General features: G+C 64.3%; 15 protein-coding genes and 1 tRNA gene. 12 read left to right on the forward strand and 4 right to left on the reverse strand.

Annotated features, from left to right (window positions below; genetic code table 11):
• Positions 1–5: 5 nt before the first annotated feature.
• On the forward strand, positions 6–773 hold the full coding sequence (locus tag JQ572_RS26985) for a CPBP family intramembrane glutamic endopeptidase (protein WP_211385879.1): 768 nt from the start codon (positions 6–8) through the stop codon (positions 771–773).
• 126 nt (positions 774–899) lie between these two features.
• Here JQ572_RS26985 and JQ572_RS26990 read toward each other — a convergent pair whose 3' ends face one another.
• Together JQ572_RS26990 and ruvX are read right to left on the reverse strand one after the other, a co-directional pair.
• Entirely contained in the window at positions 900–1,823 is a 924-nt protein-coding gene (locus JQ572_RS26990; RefSeq protein ID WP_211385880.1) for an AEC family transporter, read from the reverse strand.
• Between the two features lie 3 nt (positions 1,824–1,826).
• Complete coding sequence (ruvX, locus tag JQ572_RS26995) at positions 1,827–2,318, reverse strand: Holliday junction resolvase RuvX (RefSeq protein ID WP_211385881.1); 492 nt, start codon at positions 2,316–2,318, stop codon at positions 1,827–1,829.
• 46 nt (positions 2,319–2,364) lie between these two features.
• Between ruvX and JQ572_RS27000 the strand changes: the two genes are divergently transcribed.
• Positions 2,365–2,580 (forward strand): hypothetical protein, encoded by a 216-nt coding sequence (locus tag JQ572_RS27000; RefSeq protein WP_211385882.1) that lies wholly within the window; start codon positions 2,365–2,367, stop codon positions 2,578–2,580.
• Here JQ572_RS27000 and JQ572_RS27005 read toward each other — a convergent pair.
• Positions 2,567–3,457, reverse strand: a complete 891-nt coding sequence (locus tag JQ572_RS27005; protein WP_211385883.1) for a LysR family transcriptional regulator — start codon at positions 3,455–3,457, stop codon at positions 2,567–2,569. The two genes, JQ572_RS27000 and JQ572_RS27005, sit on opposite strands and share 14 nt — an antisense overlap.
• A gap of 97 nt (positions 3,458–3,554) precedes the next feature.
• On the opposite strand from JQ572_RS27005, the gene JQ572_RS27010 reads away from it, so the two are divergent.
• The 8 genes from JQ572_RS27010 (at position 3,555) to JQ572_RS27045 (ending at position 11,382) form a co-directional block, all read left to right on the forward strand.
• A complete protein-coding gene (locus tag JQ572_RS27010) occupies positions 3,555–4,535 on the forward strand; it encodes an NAD(P)H-dependent flavin oxidoreductase (RefSeq protein ID WP_211385884.1) in 981 nt (326 codons plus the stop codon).
• A gap of 18 nt (positions 4,536–4,553) precedes the next feature.
• Positions 4,554–5,630 (forward strand): NAD(P)H-dependent flavin oxidoreductase, encoded by a 1,077-nt coding sequence (locus JQ572_RS27015; protein WP_211385885.1) that lies wholly within the window; start codon positions 4,554–4,556, stop codon positions 5,628–5,630.
• Between the two features lie 168 nt (positions 5,631–5,798).
• Positions 5,799–6,086 (forward strand): Asp-tRNA(Asn)/Glu-tRNA(Gln) amidotransferase subunit GatC, encoded by a 288-nt coding sequence (gene gatC / locus JQ572_RS27020; RefSeq protein WP_007611211.1) that lies wholly within the window; start codon positions 5,799–5,801, stop codon positions 6,084–6,086.
• Between the two features lie 83 nt (positions 6,087–6,169).
• A complete protein-coding gene (locus JQ572_RS27025) occupies positions 6,170–6,385 on the forward strand; it encodes a hypothetical protein (protein ID WP_014494728.1) in 216 nt (71 codons plus the stop codon).
• The gene (gene gatA / locus JQ572_RS27030) at positions 6,382–7,857 is read left to right on the forward strand and encodes an Asp-tRNA(Asn)/Glu-tRNA(Gln) amidotransferase subunit GatA (RefSeq protein WP_211385886.1); all 1,476 of its coding nucleotides are present in this window, start codon (positions 6,382–6,384) and stop codon (positions 7,855–7,857) included. Before JQ572_RS27025 ends, gatA begins: the two co-directional genes overlap by 4 nt.
• On the forward strand, positions 7,848–8,150 hold the full coding sequence (locus JQ572_RS27035; protein ID WP_211385887.1) for a hypothetical protein: 303 nt from the start codon (positions 7,848–7,850) through the stop codon (positions 8,148–8,150). The genes gatA and JQ572_RS27035 overlap by 10 nt, the downstream gene beginning before the upstream one ends.
• The gene (gatB, locus tag JQ572_RS27040; protein ID WP_211385888.1) at positions 8,147–9,625 is read left to right on the forward strand and encodes an Asp-tRNA(Asn)/Glu-tRNA(Gln) amidotransferase subunit GatB; all 1,479 of its coding nucleotides are present in this window, start codon (positions 8,147–8,149) and stop codon (positions 9,623–9,625) included. Before JQ572_RS27035 ends, gatB begins: the two co-directional genes overlap by 4 nt.
• Positions 9,626–11,115: 1,490 nt before the next feature.
• The gene (locus tag JQ572_RS27045) at positions 11,116–11,382 is read left to right on the forward strand and encodes a hypothetical protein (RefSeq protein WP_211385889.1); all 267 of its coding nucleotides are present in this window, start codon (positions 11,116–11,118) and stop codon (positions 11,380–11,382) included.
• Between the two features lie 65 nt (positions 11,383–11,447).
• Here JQ572_RS27045 and JQ572_RS27050 read toward each other — a convergent pair whose 3' ends face one another.
• Positions 11,448–13,469, reverse strand: a complete 2,022-nt coding sequence (locus tag JQ572_RS27050; protein ID WP_211385890.1) for an O-linked N-acetylglucosamine transferase, SPINDLY family protein — start codon at positions 13,467–13,469, stop codon at positions 11,448–11,450.
• Positions 13,470–13,812: 343 nt separating this feature from the next.
• Between JQ572_RS27050 and JQ572_RS27055 the strand changes: the two genes are divergently transcribed.
• Together JQ572_RS27055 and JQ572_RS27060 are read left to right on the forward strand one after the other, a co-directional pair.
• A tRNA-Ser gene (locus JQ572_RS27055) sits at positions 13,813–13,906 on the forward strand.
• A 225-nt stretch (positions 13,907–14,131) separates the two neighbouring features.
• Positions 14,132–16,903 (forward strand): tetratricopeptide repeat protein, encoded by a 2,772-nt coding sequence (locus tag JQ572_RS27060; RefSeq protein ID WP_211385891.1) that lies wholly within the window; start codon positions 14,132–14,134, stop codon positions 16,901–16,903.
• Positions 16,904–17,201 lie beyond the last annotated feature (298 nt).

Consider the following 17,201-nt stretch of genomic DNA (forward strand, 5'->3'; position numbering starts at 1 on the left):
CTTGAATGGACTCCCTCACTCCCGATCTCCCGCCGCTCACCGTGACGCCCGCGGCCGACGCGCGCGTCTGGAAATTCTGGGGCACCTCGCTCTGGGGCATCGTCATCTTCGCTGCGATGTTCGTCGGGCAGATCGGTGCCATCGTCTATCTGGTCTGGGTCGCTCGCGACCCCATCGACCTCACATCGATGCAGCACGTCGGCCGCGAGCCGGCGTCGCTCGCGTTTTCTGTCACGATGGGCCTGCCGGCGACGCTGGCCGCCGTGTGGCTGGCCATTCGCATCAAGAAGGCCTCCTTCGTCGACTATCTCGCGCTGCGCTGGCCGTCCTGGACACAGCTCCTGTTCGGCGCGGTCGGCCTCATTTTGCTCGTCGTGGCCTGGGAAACAATCTCGCGAAGCCTCGGCCGCGAGGCGACGCCGGGCTTCATGAGCGATCTGTTGAAATCGGGCCGCGACAAGGGCGCCGCAATGATGCTGCTGTTCGCGTTCAGCGTCGCAGCGCCGATGTCGGAAGAGGTTTTGGCGCGCGGCTTCCTCTATCGCGGCTGGTCGGCGAGCTTCCTGCGCGTGCCCGGCGCGATCATCCTGTCGTCATTGCTGTGGACGGTCGTGCATCTGCAATACGACCTGTATTTCCTCGCCGAGGTCTTCACCATCGGTCTCTGGTTCGGCTACATGCGCTACCGCGCGAACTCGCTCTGGCTCACGATCGTGCTGCATGCGCTGAACAATCTGACGGCGGTGGTGCTGACGATGTGGCTGGGGAGCTAGGCACTCCGTCATTGCGAGCGCAGCGCAGCAATCCAGAATCCCTCCGCGGAGGCGGTCTGGATTGCTTCGTCGCAAGGGCTCCTCGCAATGACGAGGTGAGAGACGTGCGCTCGCAATGTCGAATGCTCAGGCCACCAGCGCGATCGCGATCGGCATGGTGATCGCCGCCAGGATCGTCTGCAGCGTGATGATCTGCGCCAGCAGTGGCGCGTCGCCGCCCATCTGGCGGGCCAGCACATAGGCGCTGGGCGAGGTCGGTACCGCCGCGCAGATCGCGACGATTGCGAGGCTGTTGCCGGAGAGGCCAAACCAGGCCGCCAGCACCAGTGCGATCACAGGCATCAGGACCAGCTTGAACACTACGCCGATGCTCGCGCTGACGCTCGGCCGGAGCAGGCCTTTGAGCTGCAGGCCGGCACCGGTGACGAGCAGGCCGATGGCGAGCGAGGAGCGGCCGAGCGCGTCCGCAACTTCGTGCCAGATTTTCGGCAGCGGCAGATGGATCACATTGATGACGAGGCCGATGACGCAGGCCCAGATCAGGGGATTGCGGATCACCGTCATGACGATCGTGCGCGCGGATTGTTTTTCGGGCGATGCATAGTGGGCGAGCACGGCGACGCTGAAGACGTTGACCAGTGGAATGATCGCGACCATCGCCACGGAGGCCAGCGCCAGCCCGACATCGCCGTACAGGTTGGCGGCGACCGACAGCGCCACATAGGTCTGCCAGCGGGTCGCGCCCTGGAAGATCGAGGTGAAGGCAGGTCCGTCGATGTCGAGCCGTGCCAGCGCCGGGCGGAGCGCCAGGCACAGCAGCGACATCGCGAGCGCGGACAGCAGCAGCGCGCCGCCGACGCCGGCGACCGGCACCCTGGACAGATCGGCCTTCACCAAGGTCTGGATCAGCAGCATCGGAAACAGCACGAAATAGGTCAGCCGCTCCAGCCCGTGCCATTGCGTGTCGAGCCGCATCAGGCTGCGCTTCAGCACCACGCCGAGCACGATGAGGATGAAGACCGGCAGCAGCGCCGCGATCACGACGGCCATGGATCAGCCGGCCCCGGGGCTTGCGCGAAGATTGGCGAGACGGTCGAGCGCGCCTTGCAGGATGAAGATCGCGGCGTGCTCGTCGATCACCTCGGCGCGTTTGGCGCGGCTCACGTCCATGCCGATCAATTCGCGTTCGACCGCGGCCGTCGACAGGCGCTCGTCCCAGAGGCCGATGGGGAGGGCGGTCAGGCCGGCGAGATTGCGGGCGAAGGCGCGGGTCGATTGCGCGCGCGGACCCTCGCTGCCGTCCATGTTGATGGGAAGGCCGAGCACGAAGCCGACGGCCTTGCGCTCGGTCGCGATCTCGAGCAGCCGGGCGGCATCCTGCTTGAACGCCTTGCGCTGGATGGTCTCGACGCCGGTCGCCAGCCGGCGGTCCGGATTGGACACGGCAACGCCGATGGTCTTGGTGCCGAGATCAAGGCCGACCAACCCGCCGCGATCGGGCCAGTGGGTTGCAGCATCGACGAGAGGCAGGATAAGAGCCGGCATGGGACTAGCGCTTATCACGCGTCGCGCTGCGGAGTGAACCCGGAACATGGATGCGCTGACATTATTCGGCTTGTTCGCCGTGTCCGCGATGCTGGTCTGCTATGCCATGGAGGATCGCAGCCACTGGTTCGTGCTGCTGTTCGCCGGTGCTTGCGCGCTCGGCTCGGCCTACGGCTTCCTGCAAGGCGCCTGGCCGTTCGGCCTGGTCGAGGCGGTCTGGGCCGTTGTCGCGCTGCGGCGATGGCATCTCAGGCCGCGATGACGTCGTCATCCGTCTTCAGGCAGGCGGCAAAACCGCCGAGCGCGCTGGTTTGATGCCCGGCGCGGCGCTGGACGAACAGCGTCTCGACGCGCGCGTGCGCGGCGCCGAGCGTGTGCATCGACACGCTGCCGTTCATCGCGCTGAGTTCGACCACCGCGCGCGGCAGCAGCGTCACGCCCATGTCGGCGGCGACGCAGCCGATCATGCCGTCGAGCGTCCCGAGTTCGAAGCGCGCGGCCGAGGGCCAACCGAACTCGACGAACACCTGCTCGAGGCGCTGGCGATAGGTGCAGCCGGTGCGGAACACCAGCGCGGTCGGACCCGACTCCGGCGTGCCGGCGCGCAATTCGGCAAGCGAGCTCCAGCGCCGCGCGCTGACCAGCACCAGCTCTTCGCGGAAAGCGCTGGTCGCGAACAGGTCGGCATGCGCGATCGGTCCTGCGACGAAGGCGCCGTCGAGCGTGCCTTCGAGCACGCAATCGACGAGGTCGGCCGTGGGTGCCGTGCGCAGGCTCAGCCGCACGGCGGGAAAGCGGCGGTGGAAATCGGCGAGCAGGGGCGGCAGCCGCACCGCTGCGGTCGTCTCCATCGAGCCGATTGCGAGCGGTCCCTTGGGCTCGCCATCGTCGCGCGCGGCGAGCACGGCCTCGCGCGACAACGCCGCCATCCGTTGCGCGTAAGGCAAAAGGCGCTTGCCGGCGGCGGTGAGTGCCATGCCGCGGCTGTGGCGCTCGAACAGCGGCGTGCCGATCTCGGCTTCCAGCGCCTTGACGCGCTGGGTAACGTTGGATTGCACCGTGTTGAGCTCTTCGGCGGCGCGGGTGATGCCGCCGCTGCGGGCGACCGCGGCAAAGGTCTGGATGTCGCTGAGTTCCATGGCTTCGTTTCGCTTTTGAGATGGCAGCGTTCGCAACAATTCATTTTTCGAGAATGCTAATCGCGACTAGTCTCGCTGTCCAGACGGGAGAGGGGCCATGCCGATCGCGACGTCGCTGACCGCGCTGCTTCAGATCGAGCATCCCATCCTGCTGGCGCCGATGGATATCGTCGCAGGCAGCCGCCTCGTGGCAGCGGTGAGCCGCGCCGGCGGTTTTGGTATCTTGGGCGGAGGCTACGGCGAGAGGGAATGGCTGGAGCGCGAGACTGCGAAGCTCGCCGGCTTGTCCGCGCCGTTCGGGATCGGCTTCATCACCTGGAGCCTCGCCAAGCGGCCTGAACTTCTCGACATCGCGCTCGCCGCAAAACCATCCGCGATCATGTTGTCGTTCGGCGATCCCGCACCCTTCGCGGCCAGGATCAACTCCGCCGGTGCGCGCCTGATCTGCCAGGTGCAGGACGAGACGATGGCGCGGCAAGCGCTCGATGCCGGCGCCGACGTCCTGATCGCACAGGGGACGGAGGCGGGCGGTCACGGCGCCTCGCGCACCACGATCGATCTCGTGCCCGCGATCGTCGATCTTGCCGCGGGCCGTGTGCCGGTGGTGGCGGCCGGCGGCATTGCCGATGGGCGCGGGCTTGCGGCCATGATGATGCTCGGTGCAGGCGGCGTGCTGCTCGGCACACGCTTCTATGCGAGCCAGGAGGCCGACGGCGCGGACGAAGCCAAGCGGCGCATCTGCGCGGCAAACAGCGGCTCCACGGTGCGCGGCATCATCTTCGATCTCTCCCGCAACAATGTCTGGCCGGCGCCGTTTACCGGCCGGTGCCTCATCAACGATCACGCCAGACGCTGGATCGGCCGCGAGGTCGAACTGATGCAGAATGTCGCCGCAGTCGGGGCCGACTATGCGGCTGCGAAGGCGGCCGGCAATTTCGACGTCGCCGCGGTGATCGCGGGCGAGGCTGTCGGCCTGATCCATGATATTCCACCGGCGGCCGAGATCGTCGGGCGCATTGCCACCGAAGCCGAGCTGCATCTTGCTGGCCGACGCAACTTCATCGCCTCCGTCGCCTGAAACACAAGAGACACCACCATGTGGCCCAACCGTCGACTGATTGATCTCTTCAAGACCGAATTCCCGATCGTGCTGGCGCCGATGGCCGGCGTGATGGATGCGGAACTGGTGATTGCCGTCGCGCAGGGCGGGGGGCTCGGCTCGCTGCCGAGCGCGATGCTGTCGCCGGAGAAGGCGCGGGAGCAGGTCAACATCATCCGCCAGCGCGTCTCCGCGCCGGTCAACATGAATTTCTTCTGCCACAAGCCGGTCGAGCTCACGGCCGAGGCGGAGGCCCGCTGGAAGCAGCGCCTCGCGAACTATTACCGGGAGCACGGTCTCGATCCTGCCGCACCCATCAATGCCGCGAACCGCGCCCCGTTCGACGCCGGCTTCTGCGAGGTGGTGGAGGAACTGAAGCCGGAGATCGTCAGTTTTCATTTCGGCCTGCCGGAGGACGCACTGCTCAAGCGGGTCAAGGCGGCCGGCTGTCTCGTCATCTCCTCGGCGACCACGGTGAAGGAAGCGGTCTGGCTCGAGCAGCACGGCGCTGATGCCATCATTGCGCAAGGCGCGGAGGCGGGCGGCCATCGCGGCATGTTCCTGACCGACAAGATCTCCGAACAGCCCGGCACCTTCGCGCTGGTGCCGCAGGTGGTCGACGCGGTGAAGGTGCCGGTGATCGCAGCCGGCGGCATCGCGGATGGCCGCGGCATCGCGGCGGCCTTCGCGCTCGGCGCGGCCGGCGTGCAGATCGGCAGCGCCTATCTGCGTTGTCCGGAATCCAAGGTCAGTGCAGCGGCCCGTGTGGCGCTGGCCGAGGGCCGGGACGATTCCACCGTCATCACCAACGTCATGACCGGGCGGCCGGCGCGCGGTGTCCAGAACCGCCTGATGCGCGAGGCCGGTCCGATTTCGCCGGATGCGCCGCCATTTCCCCATGCCGCAACGGCGCTGGGACCGCTGAAGGCTGCGGCCGAGAAGCAGGGCAGGGTCGATTTCACCAATCTCTGGGCCGGCCAGGCCATTGCCCTGGGCCGCGAGGTCCCGGCGGCCGAATTGACCCGGGATCTCGCCAAATCGGCGCTGGCCCGCATGAAAGCACTGGGTGGATAGGGCGCGATGAGGTCCGAGAGGATCTCATCGCTTTAGGTTATTGTTTGCGCATGATCTTTTCGGAGAACCGCTGCGCACTTTTCCGGATCATGCGCGCAGCGCCGGTTGCGGCGCAAAACCGGCCTCTGCTATACGGCACATGGGTTTTGCCGTGAGAGGCCTTATATAATGTCCGTCGACGCCGCTACCGTCCGCCGCATCGCGCATCTGGCGCGCATTGCGGTTTCCGAGGGCGAGGTTCCGCATCTGCAGGGCGAGCTCAACGCCATGCTCGCCTTTGTCGAGCAGCTCTCGGAGGTCAATGTCGAGGGCGTGGAGCCGATGACCTCGGTCACCCCGATGCAGATGAAGAAGCGGCAGGACGTGGTCAATGACGGCGAGATCGCCGACGATATCGTTGCCAACGCGCCCGCGACCGAGGGTCACTTCTTCCTGGTGCCGAAGGTCGTCGAGTAATCTGCATAGCGTTTTCGAGCGAAGTGGAAGCCGGTTCGCGTAAAGAAAACGCGTCAAACTAAATAGTCTTAGGACGCCGTCCGATGTGCATGCTTTGCGACGATGAGAAGGCCTATCAGGCCTACATGAACTATCTCGACAAGATGGAGCGGCAGGGCAAGGCTGCCGATCCCAACGTCGCCGTCAACGCCGTGCTCGACGAGATCGAGGCTGCTGCCAACGCCGCCGCCAAGAAAAAAGACGACCCGGCCAACGACAAGACCCTGTCTCCGTTCTTCTGCAGCCCGATCAATAAATGACCGATTTGACATCGCTGACGCTCGCCGAGGCCCGCAAGGGCCTCGCGGCCAAGACTTTCACGTCACTCGAGCTGACCGACGCGCATCTGAGCGCGATCGAGGCCGCGCGCGTGCTCAATGCCTTCGTGATGGAGACGCCGGATCGCGCGCGCGACATGGCGAAGGCGGTGGACGAGAAGATCGCCAAGGGGGAGGGCGGTCCGCTCGCCGGCATTCCGCTCGGCATCAAGGATTTGTTCGCGACCAAGGGCGTGCGCACCACGGCGTGCTCGAAGATCCTCGGCAATTTCGTGCCGACCTACGAGTCGACAGTGACCTCGCAGCTCTGGCGCGACGGCGCGGTGATGCTGGGCAAGCTCAACAATGACGAGTTCGCGATGGGCTCGGCGAACGAGACCTCGTGCTTCGGCCCCGTCGGGAATCCCTGGCGGCGTGCGGGAAGCAACACCACGCTGGTGCCGGGCGGCTCGTCCGGCGGCTCGGCCTCGGCCGTGGCGGCGCTGCTCTGCATGGGAGCGACCGCGACCGATACCGGCGGCTCGATCCGCCAGCCGGCGGCGTTCACCGCGACCGTCGGCATCAAGCCGACCTATGGCCGCTGCTCGCGCTGGGGCATCGTCGCCTTTGCCTCCTCGCTCGACCAGGCCGGTCCGATCGCGCGCAGCACGCGCGATGCCGCGATGCTGCTGCGCTCGATGGCGGGGCATGATCCGAAGGACACGACGTCGGTCGACATGCCCGTGCCGGACTATGAGGCCGCGATCGGCAGGTCCGTAAAGGGCATCAGGATCGGCATTCCCAAGGAGTATCGCCTCGACGGCATGCCGGCCGAGATCGAGAAGCTGTGGAGCGAGGGCGCCGCCTGGCTCAAGGCGGCGGGTGCCGAACTCGTCGAGGTCTCGCTGCCGCACACCAAGTACGCGCTGCCGGCCTATTACATCGTGGCGCCGGCGGAGGCCTCCTCCAACCTGGCGCGCTATGATGGCGTGCGCTACGGGCTGCGCGAGCAGGCCAAGAACATCATCGAGCTGTACGAGAACAGCCGCGCCGAAGGCTTTGGCGCAGAGGTGAAGCGCCGCGTCATGATCGGCACCTATGTGCTCTCGGCCGGCTATTACGACGCCTATTATCTGCGCGCCCAGAAGGTGCGCACGCTGATCAAGAAGGATTTCGAGGATTGCTTCGCCAAGGGTGTCGACGCGATCCTGACGCCGGCGACGCCGTCGGCGGCCTTCGGCATCGGCGAGAAGGGCGGTGCGGACCCTGTCGAGATGTATCTCAACGACATCTTCACGGTGACCGTGAACATGGCAGGCCTGCCGGGCATTGCAGTGCCCGCCGGCAAGGACGCGCAGGGCCTGCCGCTTGGCCTGCAATTGATCGGCCGTCCGTTCGACGAGGAGACGCTGTTCTCGCTCGGCGAGGTGATCGAGCAGGCGGCCGGCCGCTTTACGCCCGCGAGGTGGTGGTGAATGCGGCGGCGTTCATAGCCAGCCTTGAGGGCGCAGCGCCGGCGCCGGATCTCAGTGCGCCGCTCGCGGGCCTCTGGTGGGCCGCCAAGGGCGACTGGGAGCAGGCGCACAGGATCGTGCAGGACGACAGCAGCCGCGAGGCGGCCTGGGTGCATGCCTATCTGCACCGCGTCGAGGGCGACCTCGGCAATGCCGGCTACTGGTATCGTCAGGCGGGCCAGTCGGCGGCGAAGGATTCATTGGAAGCGGAGTGGGAGCGGATCGTTGCCACGCTGCTCGGGAGCAAGACATGAGTACGGCCACGCATAAGCTTCTGAAGGGTTCAACCGGCGACTGGGAGATGGTCATCGGCATGGAGATCCATGCCCAGGTGACGTCGAACTCAAAACTGTTCTCGGGCGCGTCCACCGCCTTCGGCGGCGAGCCCAACTCGCACGTGTCGCTGGTCGATGCCGCGATGCCGGGCATGCTGCCCGTCATCAACGAGGAATGCGTCAGGCAGGCTGTCACGACTGGCCTGGGCCTCAATGCGCAGATCAACCTCCGCTCGGTGTTCGACCGCAAGAACTATTTCTATCCGGACTCGCCGCAGGGCTACCAGATCAGCCAGTACAAGTCGCCGATCGTGGGCGAAGGCGAGGTCGCGGTCGAACTGGACGGCGGCAAGACCGCGACCATCGGGATCGAGCGGCTGCATCTGGAGCAGGACGCCGGCAAGTTGTTGCACGACCAATCTCCGACCATGTCCTATGTCGACCTCAACCGGTGTGGTGTGGCGCTGATGGAGATCGTCTCGAAACCGGACATCCGCGACGCCGAGCAGGCCAAGGCCTATGTGACCAAACTGCGTTCGATCCTGCGCTATCTCGGTACCTGCGACGGCGACATGGAGAAGGGGTCCTTGCGCGCCGACGTCAACGTCTCCGTGCGCAAGCCGGGCGCGCCGCTCGGCACCCGCTGCGAGATCAAGAACATGAACTCGATCACCTTCATCGGCCAGGCGATCGAGTACGAGGCGCGCCGCCAGATCGAGATCCTCGAGGACGGCGGCCAGATCGATCAGGAGACCCGGCTCTACGACCCCAACAAGGGCGAGACGCGCTCGATGCGGTCGAAGGAAGAGGCGCACGACTATCGCTACTTCCCCGATCCCGACCTGTTGCCGCTGGAGTTCACGCAAAGCTTCGTCGATGAGCTGAAAGCAAAACTGCCCGAGCTGCCGGACCAGAAGAAGACGCGCTTCGTCGCGGATCTCGGCCTGTCGGCCTATGATGCGAGCGTGCTGGTCGCCGAGCGCGAGAGCGCGGTGTTCTACGAGACCGTGCTGGAGAATCTCGCCAACCGCGCGCGCGACGGCAAGGTTGCCGCGAACTGGGTCATCAACGAGCTGTTCGGCCGTCTCAACAAGGAAGGCCGGGATATTACGGGCTCTCCGGTCAACGCCGAGCAGCTGGCTGCGATCATCGATCTGATCGGCGAGGGCACGATCTCCGGCAAGATCGCCAAGGATCTGTTCGAGATCGTCTGGCAGGAGGGCGGCGATCCTCGCGCGCTGGTCGAAAGCCGCGGCATGAAGCAGGTCACGGACCTCTCGGCGATCGAGAAGGTGGTCGACGACATCATTGCGGCCAATCCCGACAAGGCGGCGCAGGTCAAGGACAAGCCGCAGTCGCTCGGCTGGTTCGTCGGCCAGGTGATGAAGGCATCCGGCGGCAAGGCGAGCCCGCAGATCGTCAACGACCTGCTCAAGTCCAAGCTCGGCATCTGACGTCACGCGTGCGAACGAGGTGACGGACATGCATCGTCACCTCGCTCTCGGTTCGCGGTGCGACGCTCGCGCGCATGCTCGGCGGCAAACTTCATCCTGATCGACCGCGACCCCCGACCGAATCGCGGTCACGCGATTCGCGCAAAACGGCGACTTGCACACGCTCAGACGAGCGCCTCCGCCGTTAAGCATGAAAATATTTTCGTTGCCAAAAGTCGCGACTCAGAGTCCGCGAAGCGCCTTCGCGGGGCGATCGCGGGATTGGCGGCGCAGGTCATCGCGCTGATCGCGCGCGATGCATTCATGCAGAAAAATACTTGCTGCATAGTGTTTTCCTGCAATCGCATCTGCCGCAAACGTCGATGCTGCAAGCACTCCGTGCGATGGCTGCCGCACGTTACGCAGTGCGCCTGCATCGCGCTCGCCAAGCTCACGCGCGTTGCGTCGTCAACACTTCTTTAAGCGAGACGCTGTTTTTTTCGTTGTGTTGGTGTATTCGGGATGAGTGTGCATTCGATCCCCGACTGCATGCAGCGATTAAAGCCATCTCACACATCGGAGGGCAACATGGCCAAGAAAGCGAAGAAGGCGAAGAAGGCGAAGAGCGCAGTGAAGAAGACTGCGAAGAAGACCCGCAAGGTCGCGAAGAAGAAGAAGTAACTTCGACTTCTGAAGTTGCCGGCTGCTAGACAGCCGGCACGTCATCAGCGCCTCCTAAGGTTCTGGTCGACGATAGAGGGTGTCGGCGAGACATCAGGTCAACGGTCGGATCGCTTCACTTTCGCGGTCCGGCAGAAGAAACAAGTTTTCTTCGTTCGGTGCGGGGCCGGTTCTTCCGGTTCTGCAATTTCACGAGCGGCCTCGCGGTCAAAGTGGAATCTGGTCCTGACGTGTTCGCCGACGCCCTCGTTCTCTTGAGGCCGGGGTATTGCCGGCATTCCCCCTCGACATTGCTGATCTGATCGCGCTGAGGTGACCGCCTGCCTTGGACGTTTGCCTTGGCCGCCTGCCTTGGGGCAGGCGAGAGCTGCGGCCGGACCATTGCACGGCGTCATCGCCCGGGTTGACCAGGCCATCGGGCACGACGTTGCGGTCATTGAATGACAGGGCGAGGAGCGGGCACGACAGCGGCCGCTCCGACACATTGTAACCGCACGACACGCACCACCGCGCGCGATGGTTATCGATGTCCCAAGATCCCAGGGTAAACCGAATCTGAGGAATCCCGGAAGTGCCTGCAAATCAGGGACTTTTTGAATTCGGCGCGGGGGCGCCGCGCGCTCGCGTTTACCTCTGCTTCATCGCGATACTTAAACTGCCATTCAAATTTGCCCGCCATCATCGCCTCCAACAAGCCGGCAAACGGCATTGGCAAGAAGACTTGGGGACGAGTTGAACAGCGCACGATCCCGGAAGGGGTCATGCAAATCAGAGTTGGACGGGAGCCGCGCTCGGGGGACGAGGCGGCATAAGAAAAAAGGGGATGCGTTATGTTTCAGGGTACTTTCGATCTGGAGACGGCAACGCCGATCGACGCGGGCGCGCTGTCGGACGTGCTGTTCGAGCGCGGGATCTATTGGGCGAGCGGCCGCTCCGGCCTCGTCGATCTCGTCGCCGCGCATAAATGGTTCAACCTCGCCGCACTGAAGGGCCGCAAGGATGCCGTGACGCTGCGCCAGGAGGTTGCCGGGCAGATGTCGGACGCCGAGATCGCGGCGGCACAGCGCGAAGCGAGGGCGTGGGTTTCCGCCCACTGAGCGGTTCGCTTCGCCGTGGGGGAACCGAACCTTGACCGATCAGTGCGATCGCGCCGGGGGCGGACTCATGGTGAGGTTGGGACGGCAAACGAGGCCGGCGCTTCGCCGGCGCAATGCCGGCGCCACATTTCACTGAGGGCCTTTTCGATGTGCCGCGTCATGCGGACAGTATCGAAGAGAGGCCGAGTGGACCGATGCGCCGCCAGCTTGCTCTTGAGGGCGGTTCGAAGCTCGACATCGTGAGCGATCCGAAGCGCCAAAGCCTCATATTCGTCCAACGATCGCGTCACCAGCTCGGGAAGGCCGACGGCATTCAGGAGACTGGCGGCAACACGTCCCGCAAAGGCGGTGCCGAGGCAGGTGACGACCGGCAAGCCAGCCCATAGGGCGTCGCTGGCGGCGGTATGGGCGTTGTAGGGCAATGTGTCCAGGAACAGATCGGCAAGCTGGTGGCGCGCCAGGTGTTCCTCGGCAGGCACCGACGGGGCGAACACGATCCTCTCGGCGGCGATGCCGCGCGCGGCCGCTTCACGCCTCAGGTTCTCCGTGGCGATCGGGTCGCCATCAAGCAGCCAAAGGACGCTTTTGGGGGTCTTGGCAAGCAGCCTCATCCAGACATCGAACAGCAGGGGCGTGATCTTGGGCGTTCTGTTGAACGCGCAATAGACGAACGCATCATCCGCCAGTCCGACCTCGCTTCGGGCCGGCGCATTTGGCAGGAGCGGTCGCCTGGCGTCGGTCGCCTGATAGCTGTCGGGGAGATAGATCACCTTCTCGGTGTAATGCTGCTGCTCTGCTTCGGGAATGACGATCCGGTCCGCCATGATGTAGTCGATATACGAGGCGCCCATCGTGCCGGGGAAGCCGAGATAGCTGACCTGGATGGGAGCCGGCCGGCGCGCAAGGATTTTCGGGCGCGCACCGGCGGTGAAGCCTCCCAGATCGACGAGGATCTCAATGTCGAGCTTGCGTGTCAGCTCGACCACGTCCTCGTCGGCAAGGTGGCTGACATCTTCAAAGCGTTCGAATGCTGCCTTCAGGCGGTTGCGCATCTCGCTGCGGTCATCCGGTCCGTAGGAGATGGCGCTGATGTCGAAGCGCGCGCGGTCATGCGCCTCGAAAACTCCGGCCATCAGATTCGCGGTCGCGTGATTACGGAAATCGGCAGACATGTACGCAACGCGCAGCCGGGAAGCCGGCGACGGCGTTCTGGGTCTCGCGGCACCTCGATCCGGGGCCACGTTGGCGACATATGTCTTCGCACAGGTCAATTGGCGTGCAGGAGATGATGAGGCATGAAAGAAGGTGAAAGGGTCGATCAGCGCGCCGGCTTCGAGGATCTCGTCCAGCGCGGCCTGTTCACGCTCGAAACTGCGCCAATCGGCACGCTTCCGCCTGGAAGCAACGAGCTTGCTCAGCGCGAACGGGAAGGCCTTGTCCAGCGCGACCGTTCTTTCGAGCGCCCCGATTGCTTCGTCGTCTCGGCCCATTCGGGTAAGGACCTCAGACAACGCGAAATGGTTCTGTGGATCCGACGGTGCAAGCGCGGCGGCGCGTTGGTAGCTGTCATGCGCTTCGTCAAGTTGGCCAAGCTGCTGGAACGCACTGCCTCGGTTTGCGAATGCTGCGCTCGATGGCGCGATCGCAATGGCGCGATCAAATTCCGCGATGGCGGCGTGAAGCTCCTGCCGTGCCATCAGGATCGCTCCGCGATTGAGATGCGCATCGGCGAAGTTCGGCGACAGGGCAATCGCTTTCGCGAGCCAGGCGAGCGCATCGTCAGTCTTGTCCAATGCCCGCAAAACGTTGGCATAGTTGAAGAGAACCTGCGGATTGCCGGGCTCGACGCGGGCCGCCTTCTTGAGCAATGGCTCGGCGTCCACGAAATTGCCGCGCTGGGCGTGCAACAGCCCAAGCATGTGGAGCGCGATGGGATGCGTTCTGCTTGCCCTCAGGATGCTCGCGTAGGCCCGTTCCGCATCCGACAGATTGCCCGAACGGTGCGCCGCAATGGCCTGATCCAGAATAGCCGACGGATGGAGCGAGGAGGGGGCCGAAGCTCCCTTGTTGCGGCGTTGCTGCGACATGTGATTGGGTTTCTGGACCCAGATGAGGGGTCTGTGCTTCGGCGAACTGGTGCAAAAAACTCTAGTCGCCTTTGCTGGCTAGAACAACGGCCGCGCCGCTCGCGCTTCGAGGCACCAAACGACCGCGCTTGTGCCGAGATGTCGCGCACGAAAATATCGATGCCGGCCTGAGGCGACGGCACCCTGCTGTGCGGGCGCGGCGACGGCCGGCGCTCGGGACGTCGGCCGGCCCTGACCCGCCCCTGGCTTCCATCGCTGTCAAAGCTCTCATGTGCAAAGAAACTACCGGTCTTAATTCTGCCGCTTGCGGCTCGCCGCGGGGTCGGGCATACCCGGCGGAGCCGGAGACGTGGCCGAGTGGCTGAAGGCGGCGGTTTGCTAAACCGTTATAGGCTTGTAAAGGCCTATCGAGGGTTCGAATCCCTCCGTCTCCGCCAGATTTATCCGATTGAAATCGCAGATATTTTCCGCAGGCGACCCGCGCGCTCGGCTGCCGGGATTGGGCGAAGGCCAGGGATCACCGGCCTCATCCTCCCGCATGGTCCGGGGCGTCCGGTTTGCTGCTCGCGAATCGACGCAAGGACGCCCTGCAAGGTCGTCAAATCCGGCTCTGCTGAGATCGTCCCAGCCCGCTGGATCACGTTCTCTGCGGCCTTCGCCCGATGAGAACATGGCGCCGGGCATATGTTCAACCGGGCAAGCGTGGGGTACTGCACCGATCCTGCGCTCGACTTGGCGGATATCCGCATGGTTTTGGTGCTGAGCGCGACATCGGTCCATTGGACCTGACCGGACGCGGTGAAAGAGGTCTGTTCCCGTCGATGAAGAACATCGCAGCAATCTTCAATGAGGCGCTCGCGGCCCTGAATGCACGCGATCTCGCGCAGGCCGAAGAGGGCTTCAGGCGCGTCATCAAGTCCGAGCCGTCGCATGTTCCGGCGCTGAACCTGCTGACGATCGCTCTCATGAACACGAACCGGTTCGCCGAGGCCGAGCCGTTCATCGCGCGGGCGGTCAAGCTCAATCAGGGATCCGATGTTTCCTTCTACAATTACGGCCTGATCGCGAAGCAGCTCAACAAGCCCGCACTGGCGCACGAGCAATTCACCAGGGCCCTGCGGCTCAATCCCAATGTGCGCGAGAGCTGGAACAACCGTGGCGCGGTTTGCAATGACCTCGGCCAATACGAAGCGGCGATATCCGACTTCGATCGATCGATCGGATTGGATCGAAACTATCCCGACCCCCATGCGAACAAGGGCAAGTCGCTGCTCGAACTCGGGCGCTACCAGGACGCTTTGGCGGCCTACGACCGCGCGCTTTCCTTGAGGCCGGATTTGCCGGAAGCCTGGCTAGGCCGCGGCACCGTGCTGGCCCGGCTCAGGCGCCGCACGGAGGCTCTTGCCGCCTTTGAGAGGGTTCTCTCGATCCGGACAGACCTGCTGGAGGCCTGGATTGGCAGGGGTCATGTTCTGTATGAGCTCAGGCGCCACGAGGACGCCTTCGCATCCTACGACCGCGCACTCGCCATCGCCCCGCAGGCGGCGGCCGCCTGGCTCGGCCGGGGCAACGCCCTCGCCGATCTCAAGCGCCATGACGAAGCGCTCGCAGCCTACGACAAGGCACTTTCGATCAAGCCGGACTCCTCTGAAGCCATGATTGGTCGCGGCAACGTCTTCCTCGGCCTCAGGCGCCACGACGATGCGCTCGCAATCTATGACGCGGCGCTCTCGGGCAGGGCAGGTTCGGCCGAGGCCTGGCTCGGCCGCGGCAACGTCTTTCTCGATCTGCGGCGCCATGACGAGGCGCTCGCTGCCTACGACAGGGCGCTCTCCATCGCTCCGGACCTTGCCGAAGCGTGGCTGGGGCGAGGCAACGTCTTTGCTGACATCAAGCGCTACGGGGAGGCGCTCGAGGGCTACGACAAGGCGCTGTCCCTCAGGTCCGATTTGGCGGAAGCCTGGTTCGGGCGAGGGAATATCTTCGCCGATCTTCGCCGCCACGACGATGCGTTCGCAGCCTTCGACAGGGCGCTATCGCTGAATCGCGAACTGCCCGGCGTGGAGGGCGCGCGGCTCTACTCGAAGCTGAATTGCTGCGACTGGACCGACATCGAGAGCGAAAAGGCGCGCTTGATTGAATCCATTCGCGCGGGCGAGGGCGCATGTCAGCCGTTTGCGCTTCTCTCGATCGCCGCATCGGCCGAGGACCAACGACGAAGCGCCGATTTCTGGATCGAAAGAATGCTTGGTCTTGCCGTGCGCAAATCGGATGACGTCGTCCCCGCCGAGGCCGACAAGATCCGCATCGGGTACTTGTCGGCGGATTTTCGCACCCACCCGGTGAGCTATCTGTCCGCAGGACTTTTCGAAGCCCACGATCGCACCAGATTTGAAACGCATGGATTCTCGATCGGCCCGACCGATGACAGCGATTTGCGTGCACGATTGGAGAGGAGCTTCGTCCACTTTACCGATCTCCACGGGCAGAGCGATGACGAAATCGTCAGCTGCATCAAGACGGCCAAGATCGACATCCTCGTGGATCTGATGGGGCACACGCTTGGAGCGCGGCTCGGCGTTCTCGCGCAGCGGCCAGCTCCCATCCTGGTCAACTATCTCGGCTTCGCCGGCACGGTCGGCGGGGGATTGCTGGACTATGTGATCGCCGACGAGAGGGTCATTCCAGCCGACGACCGCAAGCATTTTTCGGAAAAGGTTGTCTGGCTGCCGCATTGCTTCATGCCCCACGATGCCGAGGGACGTGCGATGTCGCATGTCGGGCTCGACAGGCGAGAGCAGGGACTGCCGGCCGAGGGCTTTGTCTTCTGCGGCTTCAACAACGCCTACAAGCTCAATCCGGCAACGTTTCGGAGCTGGATGCGCATTCTGAAGGAGGTCCAGGGCTCCGTTATCTGGCTTTCCGATCTGCAGGATGTCGCGAAATCCAATTTGCGGAGAGCGGCCGAGGCAAGCGGCGTTGATCCCCAGCGCCTGGTCTTTGCGACACGCGTTGCCTCGACGGCGGATCATCTGGCGAGGCATGGCCTGGCCGACCTGTTCATGGACGCGCTGCCATACAACGCTCACACCACGGCCAGCGACGCTCTCTGGGCCGGCCTGCCAGTGTTGACGCTGGCCGGAGAAGCCTTTGCGGGACGGGTGGCGGCCAGCCTGCTGCAGGCACTGGGACTTGCCGAACTGATCACGCATTCTCGTGATGAATATGAAGAGCGCGCGATCGCATTGGCTCTCGATCGTGAGAGGCTTCGGGGCATCCGGGAAAGGCTGGAACAGCAACGTCTCACGGCACCGCTGTTCGATACGCCTCTGCTTGCCCGAAACCTGGAAGACGCGTTCGAGGTCATGGTTCGGCGGTGTCGCGCCGGATTGCCGCCGGATCACATCGAGATTTCTCCGGTGTCATCCGTTTGATGCGGGAGCCGCGAGCATCCGGTTCACGCACGAATGTTCCACGCGATGCTCGGGTGCCTGCCCGGTCCTTGTTGCAAGGAGGGGCCTCCAGATTCGACGCGGATTCGTTCGCACGATTCGAGGAGACGGAAGGCGGAACGGCGCCCATTGGCCCCGGCGCCCAAACCGCGGATTTTTGAAGGCAAATGGAACCGTCTGAAACTTGTTATATTTATCAAATAGTTACGAGGGCGCTCTGATCACAACTGCGTGTTATTTGTGCAACACCCGTCGGAAAACACGCGTCACGGGCCCGCTT

Origin of the sequence: Bradyrhizobium sp. SZCCT0153 (assembly GCF_018129995.1) — a bacterium.
GTDB lineage: Bacteria > Pseudomonadota > Alphaproteobacteria > Rhizobiales > Xanthobacteraceae > Bradyrhizobium > Bradyrhizobium japonicum_G.